Below are 14,365 nucleotides of genomic sequence, written 5' to 3'. Positions count from 1 at the left end.
TCACGTTAAAGTAATCAGCTTGCTTTAATCGCGGTACCAATAGCGCTAGTGCTGGTTTCTTAATACTTCGCCTTGAACAAACTGTTGGTAGTCCTCTTGGCAAACGGCGTTTTCTGCTTTTACTGTTGCCATTCCAATGGTAAACCCTAGTAGGGCGTAAGCCACACACCAGATAAGCTGTTTGCGTTCTTGTCTTCTTCTCATTAGGTTCCCCAAACTGTTTTAGCAATGTTGTAGTGCGGCATTTGCAAACACTTCATTTTATTGAGTGCGGTACTGGTTTGCTGTTGTTCTAAATAACCAAGGTCTAAAGCGTTAGCTGCTAACAATTCGTTGAATACCTTATAGCCAAACCACTGGCGCCTTAAGTGTGCGAGTTCTCGAGAAGCTATAACAATGAGGTGTAAGCTAAATATTCCTGCTTGCGCCTCGTTCATGTGACTGGTTGCTACACTGTGTTTTCCCCATTCGTTGCGGGTAATGCTTTTCATCAACATAGCACTTAGGTAAGGATCTACATCCAAGTGTTGTAATTGTTTTTGTAGCGCGCGTTTACTACGTAATGATTTTAATAGTTTTAGCATGATTGAATCCTATATACAGTCATTGAGTGAGCTCAGTACTTGTTCAGCGTAACTGTCGCTGTCTAAAGACTGCATCCAACCAAATCGTCGACCAATTTCGGTGAAGGTGATGCGCTTAAGGTCTTCATCGCTACCTAGTTCGGTATGACTCAGTTCATCCCAAGTGCTTAAGTGCACTAAGGCTGCTTGTTCGTAGCTTATTTCCAGGTTCATTAATTCTTGAGGGGTATATCCGCTGTCAAACGCGTCGTTAGATACCTTTTGTTGCAGATAAATGACCGAAGCAGCGCAAGCGGTTTGTTGTTCGTAACGTTGATAAGTGGTTTCAGTTAGTTCGCTAGCTAGGGAATGAGGGGCGATAAAAGCCGTTAGCCCGAAGATTACGCCGAGAAAACCTTTGCTAAATTGTATTGTCATCGTGTCACCTTATTAGATACTTATTTGTATGGTGACGTCCGGTGTCTGATGAATCCTATTTAGGAGAGAGTATATTGATTCACCTAGTGTTTAGAAATATCGATAAATGACTTATAGATATGTCACTTTCCGTATAGCTAACGGTATGTCTGAGGTTAATACCGCTCTTCCAGTAGGCTCCAGCGTGAAAGAGTAAAGCATCTGAGAGTTTGCAATAAGGCTTTCTTTAACAATGGCTTGAAGCGATGAGTTTCACAAAATTCATTGAATGCATTGGATTGAGGAATTTAACTTAACGCACCGATTTAACATTTAGATTAGAATTATTCTACAGTTGAAGAATAACCAAACGATTATGACCATTAAGAACAAAGTTGGCCGACCCAAAGGGGATAGCCAAGCTCGAGAACAGCTGCTGTTGGCAGCCACAGAATTGTTCGTGAGCCTTGATTACGACAAAGTGTCAATTCGCATGATAGCGAACAAGGCAGAAGTGGATGCGGCTTTAATACGCTATTACTTTGGATCTAAAGCTCAGTTGTTTGGAGAAATGCTTAACAGCGTGGCAAAACCAGTTTTTGCTACTTTGGATAAAGCCAGTCGTGATTTCGATGCCGATGACTTAGGGCGTTTGATGCGCAGTTACTACCAAACAATGGTAGAAAACCCGTATTTTCCTAAGCTTATATTTAAGCTGAGCAACACCCCTAAAGAACATGAAAGTGCTCAACAACTGCAACATATGATCGACAATATGGGGCGCTTTAAAAGCAAACATTTATTCGACCAGCTATTAAGCAACAATGTGTTACTAGACGACGTTGACACAGAGCTAGCTCAGCTAAGTTTTTTAAGTTTAATGGTATTTCCATTTTTGATACCAGAACGCTTGTTACAAGCCAATCAAATCGCATTATCTAAAGCTAAGTTTTTGAAACTAGCAGACCACAATATTCAATTGCTACAACGTGGCTTATTTAAACACAAAGGAACCGATTCATGAGCATCACTAAACCTTGGCTAATTATACCTGGCGTAGCAATAGGCATAATTGTGCTGGTGTTAGCTATCACCAGTAAAGAAGTGGTGCCGTTAAACACTGAGCATCAATCATCTCGCTTAGTGGAAGTAACAACGCTAACTAAAGTTGATGCCGCACCCATGGCGATTGCTTTTGGTCAGGTTGAACCTAAAACCAATTGGGAAGCTGTTGCCGAGGTGAGTGGCAATTTGGTGTTTCGTCATCCGCAGCTAGAAGAAGGGCGGTTTCTTAAACAAGGGACATTGTTGTTAAAAATAGATCCCTTGGAATACACCTTAAAAATGACTCAGGCGGAAGCAAATTTAAACGCTAGCAAAACCCAAATCACCCGCTTAGTTCAGGAAGAAACCAATCTAAAAACCAGTTTATCGATAGAGCGACAGCGGGCGTTATTGGTGGAAGAAGAGTACTTACGAAAACAAAAACTTAAAACACAAAACCTTATTTCAAGCTCTGAGTTAGAGAATGAAAAACAAAATGTACTGATACAAAATAAAGTAATTCAAGAGTTAGAAAATGCACTGCAGTTAGTACCTGATGATCGCCGTGTATTAGAAGCGCAATTAGCTGTAGAGCAAGCCAAATATGAAGACGCCAAACGGCAACTAAGTAAAACCGAAATTGTATTGCCTTTTGATGCCAAAATAGCGGAAGTTAATATTGAAAACGAGCAGGTAGTTAACTTGCAATCGGTCATGGTAGTGGCGCAAAAACTCGACACAATGGTCGCCGATGTACAGTTGTCTTTGGGCGATATGCGCCAGCTGATCGCTAGCGTTCAACACTATCAGAACACAGCGGGTTTACCTTCCATTGACGACTTAAATTTTGATGCATCTATTAGCTTGGTGGCTTCAGGCATTGAATACAAATGGCCAGCAAAAGTCGCTAGAGTTGCCGAATCGGTCAATGTTGCTCAAGCCACTGTTGGCATGTTTTTAGAGGTTGAGCAAAATCTCGCGGCGATGGATCTTGCTCAACAGATCCCCTTAACCAAAGGCATGTTTGTGCAAGCGAAAATTCAAGGCTATCCTCAATCTCATTTTGTGGTGCCAGAGCGAGCTTTACATGGCACCAATATCTATTTAATGGATGAACAGAAGAACCTTCAAATACTGCCCATTAATGTGTTGTTTAGAAGTGAGCAGGGCGTTGCGATTAGTGGTGAGTTGCATGAGGGGCAAATACTCATTCTTAATGATTTAATTCCTGCTGTAAATGGCATGACCTTGCGTACCAAGGAGCAGGGCGATGCTTAATTTCTTTATTCGGCACCCAACCCTTGCCAATTTGTGCATGATCACCTTTTTGCTGCTGGGGTTAAGCAGCTTAGGTACCTTAAAACGTGAAACATTTCCGGAGTTTACTAACCCCTTTATTATTGCAACGGTGGTTTACCCTGGCGCGTCGCCAAGCGAAGTAGAAGAAAGCTTATGTATGCGCATGGAAGATGCAGTAGACGGCTTGTCTAATATTGAAGAAACGCGCTGTGAGGCTGTTGAAGGCTTAGGTTCTTTAATTGTTAAGTTAGATGGTGACGCAGATGTTGGTCGCATGTTGGTGGATATACAAACCGAAATAAACGCCATTAAAGACTTTCCTGAGCAAATTGAACCGCCAGTAGTAAAAGAAATGGATTGGGCTGAGCCGGTAGTGGATATCGCTATTAGTGCGCCAGCTAGTTGGCCCGATTTAAAAGCCTATGCTGAAGAATTGAAACACATTCTAAAAGTAGATTACGACGTGGCCATGGTGAGTGTGAGTGGCTTTTCTGATCACCAGTTACGGGTGGAGTTAGACCAAACAGCGCTACGGCGACTGAACTTAAGTGTTAACGATATTGCTAGCACTATTAGCCAACAGAATATCAATTTGCCAGCAGGCACCATTGAATTAAATGAAAAGAATTTGCTGATCCGTTTTGATCAGCGAAAGCGAGACCCAATAGCATTAGCAAAAACCGTTGTCGCCTCAGACAGCAATGGCAGCGTGGTGTATTTAGGCGATGTCGCAAATATTAGTGATCGCTTTGAGTTAGATGAAGAAAAAATACTGTTTAACGACTTGCCCTCTGCGATGCTCAAAATCAGTAAAAACAAAGCCGACGATGCCTTGCGAATAAAAGATTCGGTTCAACATTTTGTTGATGACCAGCGTCTGGTTGCACCAAACGGGGTAAGCCTAACCTTAACCAATGATATGTCGTCACTGTTGAGCGACCGTTTAAACATGATGCTTAAAAACGGCTGGCAAGGCATCATTTTGGTATTTTTGAGCATGTGGCTATTCTTTTCACTGCGATATTCGTTTTGGATAGCCGCCGGTCTACCCGTTGCATTTATGGGGGGCATGTTCTTAATGTCGGTGTTCGGCTTATCGATCAACATTATGACCTTAGTCGGTTTACTAATGGCCATTGGCATTATGATGGATGACGCGATTGTAATCGCTGAGTCGATAGCTGCGCATTTAGAGCGGGGAATGAGTGCTGACGAAGCGGTAGTTAAGGGGGTTAAAAAAGCGGCACCAGGGGTTATTTCATCCTTCTTTACTACCATTTTTGTGCTGGGTAGTTTGATGTGGCTAGATGGCCAAATGGGCGCAGTGTTAAGCGTAGTGCCAATGGCATTGCTGTTAGTGCTGTGTATTAGCTTGGTAGAGGCATTTCTCATTTTGCCAAACCACCTGCGCCACACTTTGCAACATCAAGGCATTGAAAAGCCAGAGTCTGGCTTTAAAGCCAAGTTCCTTAATATGTTTGAAGATTTTCGCCTTAACAAATTAGTGCCGGCTGTAACCTTTGTGGTTAAGTGGCGCTATGTTTCTGTGGGTGCGGTATTCGGCTTATTGCTGCTATCGTTTTCGTTGGTGGTAAGCGGTTTACTAAAGTTTACCGCGTTCCCTGAACTTGATGGCGATATTGCTGAAGCAAGAATCATTCTCCCACCCGGTTCAAGCTTATCGCAAACCGAAACCTTAGTGGCAGAAATTGTGACTGCTGCCCGTCAAGTTGGCAAACAATTTACCGAACAAAATAACGAGCCGCAGCGTTTAATTCACGACATTACCGCTCAATACAATTACAACGCTGATGCCGGAGAATCTGGTCCGCATGTGGCAACTGTTCGTTTAGATATTTTATCAGCAGAAGTGCGCAATACTTATATCGAAGAGTTCATTAGTGCTTGGCGTGAACAAGTAGGTGAGCAAGCTTTACCGTTAGCGTTGGCGTTTACGCAACCTACTATGGGGCCAGCAGGACGAGCTGTTGAAGTGAGGCTACAGCATTCAGATTTAGACACCTTAAAAACTGCCTCGGTAGAGTTGCAAGCCTATTTGAGCCAGTTTAAAGGGGTGAATAGCATCCTTGATGACATGCGACCCGGTAAAGAAGAGGTGGTAATTTCGTTACGTGGTGGCGCTGAATCTTTTAATGTAAACGGACAAATGGTGGCAGAACAACTGAGAGCGTCTTATCAAGGAGCGATTGCGGATGAATTTCAACTTGGCCCTGAAAACATTCAAATCGATGTACGTTTAGATAAGTCGCAATCCGGTAGTTTACAAGCCTTGGCTAATTTCCCGGTAGTGCTTAGCGACGGAAAACAAGTGCCTCTATCTTCAATTGCCAACTTAGAATATCAACGATCGTTTGTCCGCATTCAGCGTATAGACGGCTTACGTACGGTAACTGTGATGGCTGATGTTGATACTCGAGTTGCTAATACCAACGAAGTGATGCAATTGGTTCAAAAAAGTTTTCTTCCGGAGCTAATCGCTAAGATACCTGGCTTAAGAGTTGATTTTGAAGGCGAGGCTAAAGAGAGCGCTAAAGTGGGGTCGTCTTTGGGTAAGAGCTTCACAATTGGCATTTTTGGTGTTTTTGCCATTTTGAGTTTCCAATTTAGAAGCTACCTTGAACCCGTGATTGTATTAACCGTTATTCCCATGGCGTTAATAGGTGTGTTGTGGGGACACTTTTTGTTAGGACACAGTCTAAGTATGCCGTCTATTCTAGGCTTTATTTCATTGGCTGGGATTGTAACGAATGACTCCATATTGCTGGTGCAATATATTCGGCACCATTTAGATGAAAGAGACGATGTTTATCAAGCGGTGGTGAACGCCAGTAAAGAACGCTTCAGAGCGGTATTTTTAACCTCACTTACCACTGCAGCAGGTTTACTGCCGTTGTTGTTAGAGACCAGTTTACAAGCACAAGTGGTGCAGCCTATTGTGGTGTCTATTGTGTTTGGAATTGTAGCGTCTACGATGATGGTATTGTTTATTATCCCGGCGGCCTACGCTATTTTGGCCGATTGGAACTTAGTGCATAAACATAAAAGCTTACATTAGTTATATGTCCAAGCCTCTTGCCTATTTGAGCATGAGGCTTAGTCGATTTACGAAATTAGCCAGTAGAGGTGTTTGCTGAGGCTAAGTCGTAACACTGATAAGCAATTCCTCTAATGGCCACATCTCGCCTAAAGGCTTTTTTTGAGGCCTGACGATAGCTGGTGATTGATACTGTGTCTGCCGTTGGATACTGCGGTCGCACCGATTTTACATATTCATCGCGAGCTTCATGTCCTTTTGAATCATGATGGCTAGTGTAATAAACACTGCCAAGCGCGGTGCATTGAGAGATATCTCGGTCGTCTTCCAATAGCGTTACGCCATGGTAAGTAGTGGGAGTGTTAGAACAGCCAGTTAAAACAAACAGGCTAGCGGAAACGATAAGTATTAATTTATTCATGTGTTACCTCGATTTAGTTTATATGCACTCTCCTTGTTGGTTATTTGTTCAATTGTAATGGCAACTTTTTGTTTTAGATATATCGCTAACAGACTCATAGAGTTGTCGCTGCCCGAGTTAATCAGCCCTTAGCCAACACATTTCCCAATTTCAAATATAGAGGGCTGGATATATATCCAGTATTTAAGGTAAGCTTACGCTATCTAAAGTTAGGAGTCTTTGCAGTGATCGCTACCATTAAAGGTATCTTAGAAGAAAAAGTCCCACCTTTTGTATTGATAGATGTAGCCGGAGTAGGCTACGAAATACAACTTCCTATGAATTGCTTTTACCAATTGCCCGAACTGGGTGAATCGGTGCGTTTATTAACGCATTTTATTGTGCGAGAAGATGCCCAATTACTTTATGGTTTTCACGACAAAGCCTCGCGTTCGTTATTCCGCGAGCTGATAAAAGTAAACGGTATTGGGCCTAAGGTGGCCTTAGCCATTTTGTCTGGCTTAAGTTGCGAGCAGTTTGTCTTCGCGGTTAAACACGAAGACTTATCAAGTTTGGTAAAAGTGCCTGGCATTGGTAAAAAAACTGCCGAACGTTTGTTAGTTGAAATGAAAGACCGTTTGAAGAACTGGAATGCCGAACTACCGGCAACACCACTAAGCGACAGTTTATCTAGTCATGGTGACTTACCCTTAGTAGCTACGGTTGATCCTAAAGAAGAAGCCGTTGCAGCGCTTGAGTCGCTGGGTTATAAAGGCATTCAAGCAGAAAAACTGGTTAAGCAAGTTTATTCAAACGGCATGAGCAGTGAAGAGTTGATCCGCGAAGCACTAAAAGCGGCTTTGTGAACAAAGGTAGAGTAAATGATTGAAGCAGATCGCTTAGTTTCAGCCACGCCGGTGATTGAAGAAGAAACTGTAGACCGCGCGATTAGACCCAAAAAGCTGGATGATTACACCGGCCAGCAAGCGGTAGTTGAACAATTAGAAATATTTATTGAAGCAGCTAGGCGCAGAGATGACGCGCTCGATCATTTGTTAATTTTTGGTCCTCCGGGTTTAGGTAAAACCACCTTAGCCAACATTGTGGCTAACGAGCTCGATGTGAATATTAAAACCACCTCTGGCCCTGTATTAGAGAAAGCTGGTGACTTGGCAGCTTTGCTCACTAATCTTGAACCTGGCGACGTATTGTTTATTGATGAAATTCATCGACTTAGCGCAGTAGTTGAAGAAGTACTGTACCCAGCGATGGAAGATTACCAGCTGGACATTATGATTGGCGAAGGCCCAGCGGCCCGCTCGATTAAACTCGATTTGCCCCCATTTACGTTGATTGGCGCCACCACGCGCGCTGGCATGTTAACGTCACCCTTGCGGGACCGCTTTGGTATTGTGCAACGCTTGGAGTTTTATAAAACCGGCGACTTGGCCGAGATTGTTAAACGAAGTGCGCATTATCTAAATTTAGAGCTTGATGCTGAAGGGGCGTGGGAAGTTGCTAGGCGTTCACGAGGAACCCCGCGTATCGCTAACCGTTTACTGCGACGTGTTCGTGACTTTGCTGATGTAAAATTTGATGGCAAAGTAACGCAAGAAGTAGCTGCTAAGGCGCTAGATTTACTGAGCGTAGACAGTGCTGGTTTCGACTATATGGACACTAAGCTACTCAAAGCGATAACGGAAACTTTTGCAGGAGGTCCCGTTGGCTTAGACAACCTTGCTGCAGCCATTGGTGAAGATAAAGAAACCATTGAAGATGTACTCGAACCGTTTCTTATTCAGCAAGGCTATTTACAACGTACCCCACGTGGTCGCATTGCTAGCGATAAAGCCTATTTACACTTGGGTTTTGATATACCTAAGCGTTAAAAATGCTGTCGTTTAGTCACGACAGTGTGGTTTAAAAATCGGCTTAAAGTGTTTAGTTTTAAGCCGTTACCCCAGTTTTCTCACGCAATTCTCTAAATTAAGTGGTTTGAGTCTTAACCTTATGCACTTGCCTGTGTATAGTATTTTCTAATTGAAATACTAGGGTAGGTGTAATGTCGGTTTTAGCTGTTCGGGTTTATTACGAAGATACTGATGCGGGAGGCGTTGTTTATCATGCTAACCATATCAAGTACTTTGAACGAGCGCGTACAGAATGGCTACGAGAGCTCGGCTACGATCAAGATACCTTGATGGAACAAGATCTTTGTTTTGTTGTTCGTTCTCTTACTATCGACTACAAGCTTCCTGCTCGATTTAACCAAATGCTCAACGTAACAACGCGAATTGATACGATGAAACGAGCAAGCATGGTTTTCGAACAAACAATCACAAATGCTGCACAACAAGTCATTGCCCACGGAATGGTTACCGTGGCTTGTGTCACATTGTCATCAATGAAGGCCACGGCCATTCCTGAAACACTTAAAGAGGATTTACTCGGTGCACTCTGATATGTCATTTATCGGCTTGTTTTGGCAGGCGAGCCTATTAGTTAAGTTTGTAATGTTATTGTTGGTGAGTATGTCTATTTACTCGTGGGCGATGATAATTAATCGTAATCGAGTACTTAAGGCTGCAAAATCGTCTAGTGATAGTTTTGAACAGAAGTTTTGGTCTGGTGTAGACCTCAACAAACTGTATCAAGAAAGCAACGCGCGTGCTGATCATTTACAAGGAATGGAACAAATCTTCCATTCAGGCTTTAGAGAATATGTACGATTACATAAAACCAGCGGCAGAAGTGCTGACGCGGTTATGGACGGTACTTACCGAAGTATGCGGGTATCTTTGTCTCGCGAAGTTGAGTCCTTAGAAAACCAGCTGCCGATGCTAGCAACAATTGGTTCAATTAGCCCGTATATCGGTTTGTTTGGTACCGTGTGGGGCATTATGAACGCTTTTATCGCCTTAGGCGAAGTTCAACAAGCCAGTTTGAATATGGTTGCACCAGGCATTGCCGAAGCGCTTATCGCAACGGCTATGGGCCTATTTGCTGCTATTCCTGCGGTTATTGCCTTTAACCGTTTTTCGACCGGGGTGGCTAAACTAGAAAATGGTTATGCCAACTTTATGGAAGAGTTTTCCAGTATTTTGCATCGTCAAACGCACACTGGCGCTAACTAGTAAGGGGCGAGAGTGAACCATTATCAACGTCCTAAAAGACGCTTAGTTGCCGAGATTAATGTGGTGCCCTATATCGATGTGATGTTGGTGCTGCTGATCATTTTCATGGTAACTGCTCCGCTCATTACCCAAGGGGTAAAAGTGGATTTGCCTCAGGCTAGCGCAGAAGCAATGCCCGAAGACAGTAAACCACCGTTGGTTGCTACCGTAGATGAAAGTGGTCAGTACTTTTTAGACACTGGCGATAACAGTGACTCTGCTAAGCAATCGGTGTCTGGAGACGATCTACAAGCTTTGGTGATCGCGCATCTGCAGTTAGACCCTGATTTACCTGTGGTAGTGCGTGGTGACAAAAATGTTCGCTATGAACAAATTATTAACTTAATGGTATTGCTGCAAAGTGCAGGTGTACCTTCTGTGGGTTTAATGACCCAACCCGACAATAATTAGAATAGGAATAGCATTGAAGTCGCCATTTAGCCTATCGGTTATTATTTCAATTGTGCTGCATGCCGGGTTGTTTATCGCTTTGGTATGGTCGGTAGATTTTGAGAGAGTGAAGCTAGAGCCAACACCGAGTGCACCTATTATTAACGCAACGGCTGTAGACATTAATCAAGTGACTCAGCAAGTTGAACGTTTAAAGAATCAGCAACAAGCCAAGGTAGATAAAGAAAAACAACGTATTGCCAAGGCCGAGAAAGACGCCGAGCAAGCGCGTAAAAAGCGCTTAGCTGAAGAAAAGCGAATTAAGCAACTGGAGTTGGAAAAACGCCAGCAGGAAAACGCTAAGAAAAAAGCGGACGAACAAGCCCGCCGAGCCAAAGAAAAACAAAAACTAGAGCAGCAAAAGGCAGCTAAAGCCGAGGCTGAGCGAGTTAAGAAAGAAGAACAGCGCAAAGTAGCAGAAGCTGCCGCCGTGGCTGCAGAAGCCGAGCGAGTGCGTAAAGTGGAACAGCAAAAGAAAGCTGAAGAAGCGGCACGTAAAGCAGAAGAAACTCGCAAACGTAAAGAAGAAGAGGCGAGAGTTGCTTCTGAGAAAGCGGCTAAAGCTGAAACTGAACGTAAACGCCAAGCTGAAATCGCTCGCCAGGAAGCTGAGTTTGAGCGTCAAATGCAGTCGGAAATGGCTGTAGAAGCAAATGCCAGACATCAACGCCAAGTACTTGGTGAGGTAGATAAGTACCGCGCGTTAATTATGTCTACTATTCAACGTAACTGGTTGATTGAACCAAGCATGTTAGGTAGACAGTGCCAGATCCAGCTCACTTTGGCCTCTAGCGGTTTTGTTACCAGTATCGGCGATGGTAAAGGTGATAGAGCAGTGTGTGAATCCGCTCGTCGAGCGATTAAAAAAGCGGTGTCGTTACCCGTTTCTAAAGACCCAGATGTATTTGCGAAAATGAAAAATATTACTTTAACCTTAAAACCGGAATAGCTGTGATGATGAAAAAATTCTTAGTGAGTGTGAGCTTAGTGTTCGCATTTATGAATGTTGCTCAAGCTAACCTAGAAATTGTAATCACGGAAGGTGTAGACAGTGCTCGCCCTGTTGGGGTAGTGCCGTTTGTATGGCAAGGACATGGAGACGTCCCTCTAGATTTAGCGAAAGTAGTCGCGGATGACTTACGCCGCTCAGGCAAGTTCAACCCTGTTGCCATTAGTGATATGCCGCAAACCCCACAATCAATAGAACAAATTGATTATGAAGCGTGGGCTGCATTAGGCGTAGAAGCGGTACTGACCGGAAAAGTAGAAGCGCTAGAGGCGGGTAAGTTCAAAGTGAGTTACACCTTGGTAGATGTATTACGAGGGCAAGTAACCGCGGGCAATAAACAAGAGCTAAAAGATGGTCAGTTAGTGACTAGCCAAGATCATATTTTGCTCGACCGTTTCAAAAGTGTTGCACGCGCTCAGTTGCGCCAAATGTCGCATTTGATCTCGGATGGTGTTTATCAGTCATTGACTGGTGAGCGAGGTGCATTTCTCACTCGTATCGCTTACGTAGTGGTGAACAATGAAGCTACCTACCCATATCAATTACGCATTGCTGATTATGACGGTCACAATGAAAAAACCTTATTGCGCTCTCAAGAACCGCTTATGTCACCTTCTTGGTCGCCAGACGGCCGCCAACTGGCCTACGTAAGCTTTGAGAACCGTACTGCAGAGATTTACGTTCAAGATATCTATACGTCACAACGCACCAAACTCACTTCTTTTAGCGGTATTAATGGGGCGCCAGAATGGTCACCAGACGGTTCCAAAATCGCCTTGGTATTATCAAAAGATGGCCAACCAGATATTTACGTGATTGAAGTTGCCAGTAAAAAGTTAAAACGTATCACTAAAAACCGTCGAATCGATACTGAGCCTACCTGGTTGCCAAGTGGCAACGATTTACTGTTTTCTTCGGAGCGTGGTGGTAAACCACAAATTTACAAAGTTAACTTAGACACTAACAAAATCAACCGCGTTACCTGGGAAGGTGAAATGAACTTAGGTGGCTCGGTAACACCTGACGGTTCAGCACTGGTAATGGTGAGTCGTGTTAACGGCCAATATCGCATTGCTCGCCAAGATTTTGATACAGGTTACGTACAAGTATTAACGCGCACTCAATTAGATGAGTCGCCAACAATTGCGCCGAACGGAAGCATGATTATGTACAGCACAGTGGCCGGTGGCCGCCAAGTGTTGGCATTGGTGTCCATGGACGGAAGATTTAAAGCAACTTTACCAGCTAAAGAGGGCAGTGTACGCGCTCCAGCTTGGTCTCCTTTTTTAAACTAGAAAAAACTATGTGATTACAAGGAATCCATAATGCAATTCGAAAGAGTAGTAAAAACAATATTTTTAGGTTTAGCCTTTGCGGGTTTAGCAGCGTGTAGCTCAAACAACACTAGCGATAGTGATGTGAGCGAAACAGATAAAGCCGGTGGAGAAACCGTTATTATCGAAGATACCACTAATGACGAAACAGCTGGCGGCGTAGAAGTTGGTTCAGTTGATCCAGTGTTGAGTGCTGAAGAAGAAGAGCGCCAAAAGGCTGCTGAATTACGTCAAAGCCAAGTGGTTTACTTTGAGTTTGACCGTTCAGACATCGGCGGTGAATACGCCGAAATTCTTGAAGCTCACGCTAGCTACTTACGTGATAACCCATCGGTATCAGTGCTAATTGAAGGCCATACCGATGAAAAAGGCACGCCAGAGTACAACATCGCGTTGGGCGAACGCCGTGGTAAAGCCGTTTCAAAATATTTGCAAAGTTTGGGTGTGTTAGCATCGCAGATCTCAATCGTAAGTTACGGCGAAGAGAAGCCTGTAGATAATTCTCATACCGAAGCAGCTATGGCTAAGAATCGTCGTGCTGTGTTAGTTTATTAATACGCTTAATCGTGTAGAGTAATTTATGAAACTTAATATGATTACGGCTACTTCTGTAGCCGTTTTATTTTCCGCTAGTATTTATGCCGCCGCCCCTGTAGAGGAAGCCGGTAGCTCATCAAAGGCTGTAGCTGTTACGTCAACCGCGTCTAGCTTAAGTTTAGAGCAACGCATTGAGCGCTTAGAGCGTATGTTGCAAGCGCGTAATCAAGTTCAACTCGACTTACAAAATCAAGTAGAAGATATGTCTAACAGCATGTCTACCTTAGTGGGTCAGCTAGAGCAGAGTAATTATCAAATTGAACAAATGATTGAGCGCCAACGCGAAATCTATCAAGAAATGGATCGCAGATTCGCTCAAGTACAAAGTTCGCCTGTGACCGCAAAATCAACCACCGATTCTGCTGCGTCAACCGCTGCCGGTGAAGACCAAGCTTACGACGCCGCTGTGGCTTTGGTTATGCAAGATAAAGATTACGACGCTGCCATACCGGCTTTTCAAGGCTTTATTGCTGACTACCCTAAATCCAATTATGCACCTAACGCGCATTATTGGTTAGGCCAGCTACAATATACACGTGGACAACGTGATGCGGCCTCAGAACAGTTTAATAAAGTTGTTAACGATTATCCGCAATCTAATAAGGTTGCTGAGTCATTGTTAAAATTGGGTATCATTGCACAATTTCAAAATAACAATGAAGAGGCAAAAAGCTTGTTTGCTCGCGTCGTAAAAGAGCATCCAAATACTGCAGCAGCAGGATTGGCACAGAATCGCTTAGCGCAGTTTTAACGCGCTTTTAAGCGAATAAAGTTCAGCAAATTCAAAATTCTGTACAAACATGAAGCTGGTTGCTTAATTGCTGAACGCTTAGAAAAAAAGATTCAAAATACTATTGCACAACAGTCTTAAATCCGTATCATAGGCCGCCGTTGAGTCGGGGCAATTGCAGAGGCAATTTTGAGCCGGATTTAACTGAAGTTCAGAGCGGGTTGTTAGCTCAGTTGGTAGAGCAGTTGACTTTTAATCAATTGGTCGAAGGTTCAAATCCTTCACAACCCACCA

At 43.6% G+C, this 14,365-nt stretch carries 16 protein-coding genes and 1 tRNA gene; 13 read left to right on the top strand and 4 right to left on the bottom strand.

Annotation, left to right across the window (positions count from 1 at the left end; translation table 11 throughout):
• Positions 1–45: 45 nt before the first annotated feature.
• The 3 genes from Q4549_RS19945 to Q4549_RS19935 are packed head-to-tail and all read right to left on the bottom strand — an operon-like array spanning position 46 to position 1,001.
• A complete protein-coding gene (locus Q4549_RS19945; RefSeq protein WP_303551251.1) occupies positions 46–204 on the bottom strand; it encodes a hypothetical protein in 159 nt (52 codons plus the stop codon).
• Complete coding sequence (locus Q4549_RS19940) at positions 204–584, bottom strand: hypothetical protein (protein ID WP_303551254.1); 381 nt, start codon at positions 582–584, stop codon at positions 204–206. Before Q4549_RS19940 ends, Q4549_RS19945 begins: the two co-directional genes overlap by 1 nt.
• A 9-nt stretch (positions 585–593) precedes the next feature.
• Positions 594–1,001, bottom strand: a complete 408-nt coding sequence (locus Q4549_RS19935; RefSeq protein ID WP_303551257.1) for a hypothetical protein — start codon at positions 999–1,001, stop codon at positions 594–596.
• A 355-nt stretch (positions 1,002–1,356) separates the two neighbouring features.
• On the opposite strand from Q4549_RS19935, the gene Q4549_RS19930 reads away from it, so the two are divergent.
• Genes Q4549_RS19930 through Q4549_RS19920 form a run of 3 tightly spaced genes read left to right on the top strand, consistent with a single transcriptional unit; the run spans position 1,357 to position 6,399 of the window.
• Positions 1,357–2,004, top strand: coding sequence for a TetR/AcrR family transcriptional regulator (locus tag Q4549_RS19930; RefSeq protein ID WP_303515417.1), 648 nt, complete (start codon positions 1,357–1,359; stop codon positions 2,002–2,004).
• On the top strand, positions 2,001–3,302 hold the full coding sequence (locus tag Q4549_RS19925; RefSeq protein ID WP_303551260.1) for an efflux RND transporter periplasmic adaptor subunit: 1,302 nt from the start codon (positions 2,001–2,003) through the stop codon (positions 3,300–3,302). The genes Q4549_RS19930 and Q4549_RS19925 overlap by 4 nt, the downstream gene beginning before the upstream one ends.
• Positions 3,295–6,399 carry an efflux RND transporter permease subunit gene (locus Q4549_RS19920; protein ID WP_303551263.1) on the top strand — a complete coding sequence of 1,035 codons (3,105 nt, stop codon included), beginning with the start codon at positions 3,295–3,297 and terminating at the stop codon, positions 6,397–6,399. The genes Q4549_RS19925 and Q4549_RS19920 overlap by 8 nt, the downstream gene beginning before the upstream one ends.
• Positions 6,400–6,454: 55 nt before the next feature.
• Here Q4549_RS19920 and Q4549_RS19915 read toward each other — a convergent pair whose 3' ends face one another.
• Entirely contained in the window at positions 6,455–6,799 is a 345-nt protein-coding gene (locus Q4549_RS19915) for a hypothetical protein (RefSeq protein WP_303551266.1), read from the bottom strand.
• A 224-nt stretch (positions 6,800–7,023) separates the two neighbouring features.
• Between Q4549_RS19915 and ruvA the strand changes: the two genes are divergently transcribed.
• The 10 genes from ruvA to Q4549_RS19865 all read left to right on the top strand — a co-directional run bounded on the left by ruvA (position 7,024) and on the right by Q4549_RS19865 (position 14,365).
• The gene (ruvA, locus tag Q4549_RS19910) at positions 7,024–7,644 is read left to right on the top strand and encodes a Holliday junction branch migration protein RuvA (protein ID WP_303515412.1); all 621 of its coding nucleotides are present in this window, start codon (positions 7,024–7,026) and stop codon (positions 7,642–7,644) included.
• A 15-nt stretch (positions 7,645–7,659) separates the two neighbouring features.
• The gene (ruvB, locus tag Q4549_RS19905) at positions 7,660–8,667 is read left to right on the top strand and encodes a Holliday junction branch migration DNA helicase RuvB (RefSeq protein WP_303551269.1); all 1,008 of its coding nucleotides are present in this window, start codon (positions 7,660–7,662) and stop codon (positions 8,665–8,667) included.
• A gap of 173 nt (positions 8,668–8,840) precedes the next feature.
• Positions 8,841–9,239, top strand: a complete 399-nt coding sequence (gene ybgC, locus Q4549_RS19900; protein WP_137674522.1) for a tol-pal system-associated acyl-CoA thioesterase — start codon at positions 8,841–8,843, stop codon at positions 9,237–9,239.
• Positions 9,229–9,912 carry a protein TolQ gene (gene tolQ, locus Q4549_RS19895; RefSeq protein WP_137674523.1) on the top strand — a complete coding sequence of 228 codons (684 nt, stop codon included), beginning with the start codon at positions 9,229–9,231 and terminating at the stop codon, positions 9,910–9,912. The genes ybgC and tolQ overlap by 11 nt, the downstream gene beginning before the upstream one ends.
• 12 nt (positions 9,913–9,924) lie before the next feature.
• Positions 9,925–10,362 carry a protein TolR gene (tolR, locus tag Q4549_RS19890; RefSeq protein WP_137674524.1) on the top strand — a complete coding sequence of 146 codons (438 nt, stop codon included), beginning with the start codon at positions 9,925–9,927 and terminating at the stop codon, positions 10,360–10,362.
• A gap of 13 nt (positions 10,363–10,375) precedes the next feature.
• Complete coding sequence (gene tolA, locus Q4549_RS19885) at positions 10,376–11,350, top strand: cell envelope integrity protein TolA (RefSeq protein WP_303551272.1); 975 nt, start codon at positions 10,376–10,378, stop codon at positions 11,348–11,350.
• 8 nt (positions 11,351–11,358) lie between these two features.
• Positions 11,359–12,705 (top strand): Tol-Pal system beta propeller repeat protein TolB, encoded by a 1,347-nt coding sequence (tolB, locus tag Q4549_RS19880; RefSeq protein ID WP_174235970.1) that lies wholly within the window; start codon positions 11,359–11,361, stop codon positions 12,703–12,705.
• 30 nt (positions 12,706–12,735) lie between these two features.
• Positions 12,736–13,299: a peptidoglycan-associated lipoprotein Pal gene (gene pal, locus Q4549_RS19875; protein WP_137674526.1), complete on the top strand. Its 564-nt coding sequence runs from the start codon at positions 12,736–12,738 to the stop codon at positions 13,297–13,299.
• Between the two features lie 25 nt (positions 13,300–13,324).
• Complete coding sequence (gene ybgF, locus Q4549_RS19870) at positions 13,325–14,092, top strand: tol-pal system protein YbgF (RefSeq protein WP_303551276.1); 768 nt, start codon at positions 13,325–13,327, stop codon at positions 14,090–14,092.
• A gap of 197 nt (positions 14,093–14,289) precedes the next feature.
• A tRNA-Lys gene (locus tag Q4549_RS19865) sits at positions 14,290–14,365 on the top strand.

Origin of the sequence: Agarivorans sp. 2_MG-2023 (assembly GCF_030548085.1) — a bacterium.
GTDB lineage: Bacteria > Pseudomonadota > Gammaproteobacteria > Enterobacterales > Celerinatantimonadaceae > Agarivorans.
Note: the sequence above shows the minus strand (reverse complement) of the source record. Positions and strands in the feature narration are given on the sequence as shown.

Bases quoted from the DNA above. Each gene is read 5' to 3' on its own strand.
- Q4549_RS19945 (WP_303551251.1), bottom strand. From the start codon at position 204: ATGAGAAGAAGACAAGAACGCAAACAGCTTATCTGGTGTGTGGCTTAC.
- Q4549_RS19940 (WP_303551254.1), bottom strand. From the start codon at position 584: ATGCTAAAACTATTAAAATCATTACGTAGTAAACGCGCGCTACAAAAA.
- Q4549_RS19935 (WP_303551257.1), bottom strand. From the start codon at position 1,001: ATGACAATACAATTTAGCAAAGGTTTTCTCGGCGTAATCTTCGGGCTA.
- Q4549_RS19930 (WP_303515417.1), top strand. From the start codon at position 1,357: ATGACCATTAAGAACAAAGTTGGCCGACCCAAAGGGGATAGCCAAGCT.
- Q4549_RS19925 (WP_303551260.1), top strand. From the start codon at position 2,001: ATGAGCATCACTAAACCTTGGCTAATTATACCTGGCGTAGCAATAGGC.
- Q4549_RS19920 (WP_303551263.1), top strand. From the start codon at position 3,295: ATGCTTAATTTCTTTATTCGGCACCCAACCCTTGCCAATTTGTGCATG.
- Q4549_RS19915 (WP_303551266.1), bottom strand. From the start codon at position 6,799: ATGAATAAATTAATACTTATCGTTTCCGCTAGCCTGTTTGTTTTAACT.
- ruvB (WP_303551269.1), top strand. From the start codon at position 7,660: ATGATTGAAGCAGATCGCTTAGTTTCAGCCACGCCGGTGATTGAAGAA.
- ybgC (WP_137674522.1), top strand. From the start codon at position 8,841: ATGTCGGTTTTAGCTGTTCGGGTTTATTACGAAGATACTGATGCGGGA.
- tolB (WP_174235970.1), top strand. From the start codon at position 11,359: ATGAAAAAATTCTTAGTGAGTGTGAGCTTAGTGTTCGCATTTATGAAT.
- pal (WP_137674526.1), top strand. From the start codon at position 12,736: ATGCAATTCGAAAGAGTAGTAAAAACAATATTTTTAGGTTTAGCCTTT.
- ybgF (WP_303551276.1), top strand. From the start codon at position 13,325: ATGAAACTTAATATGATTACGGCTACTTCTGTAGCCGTTTTATTTTCC.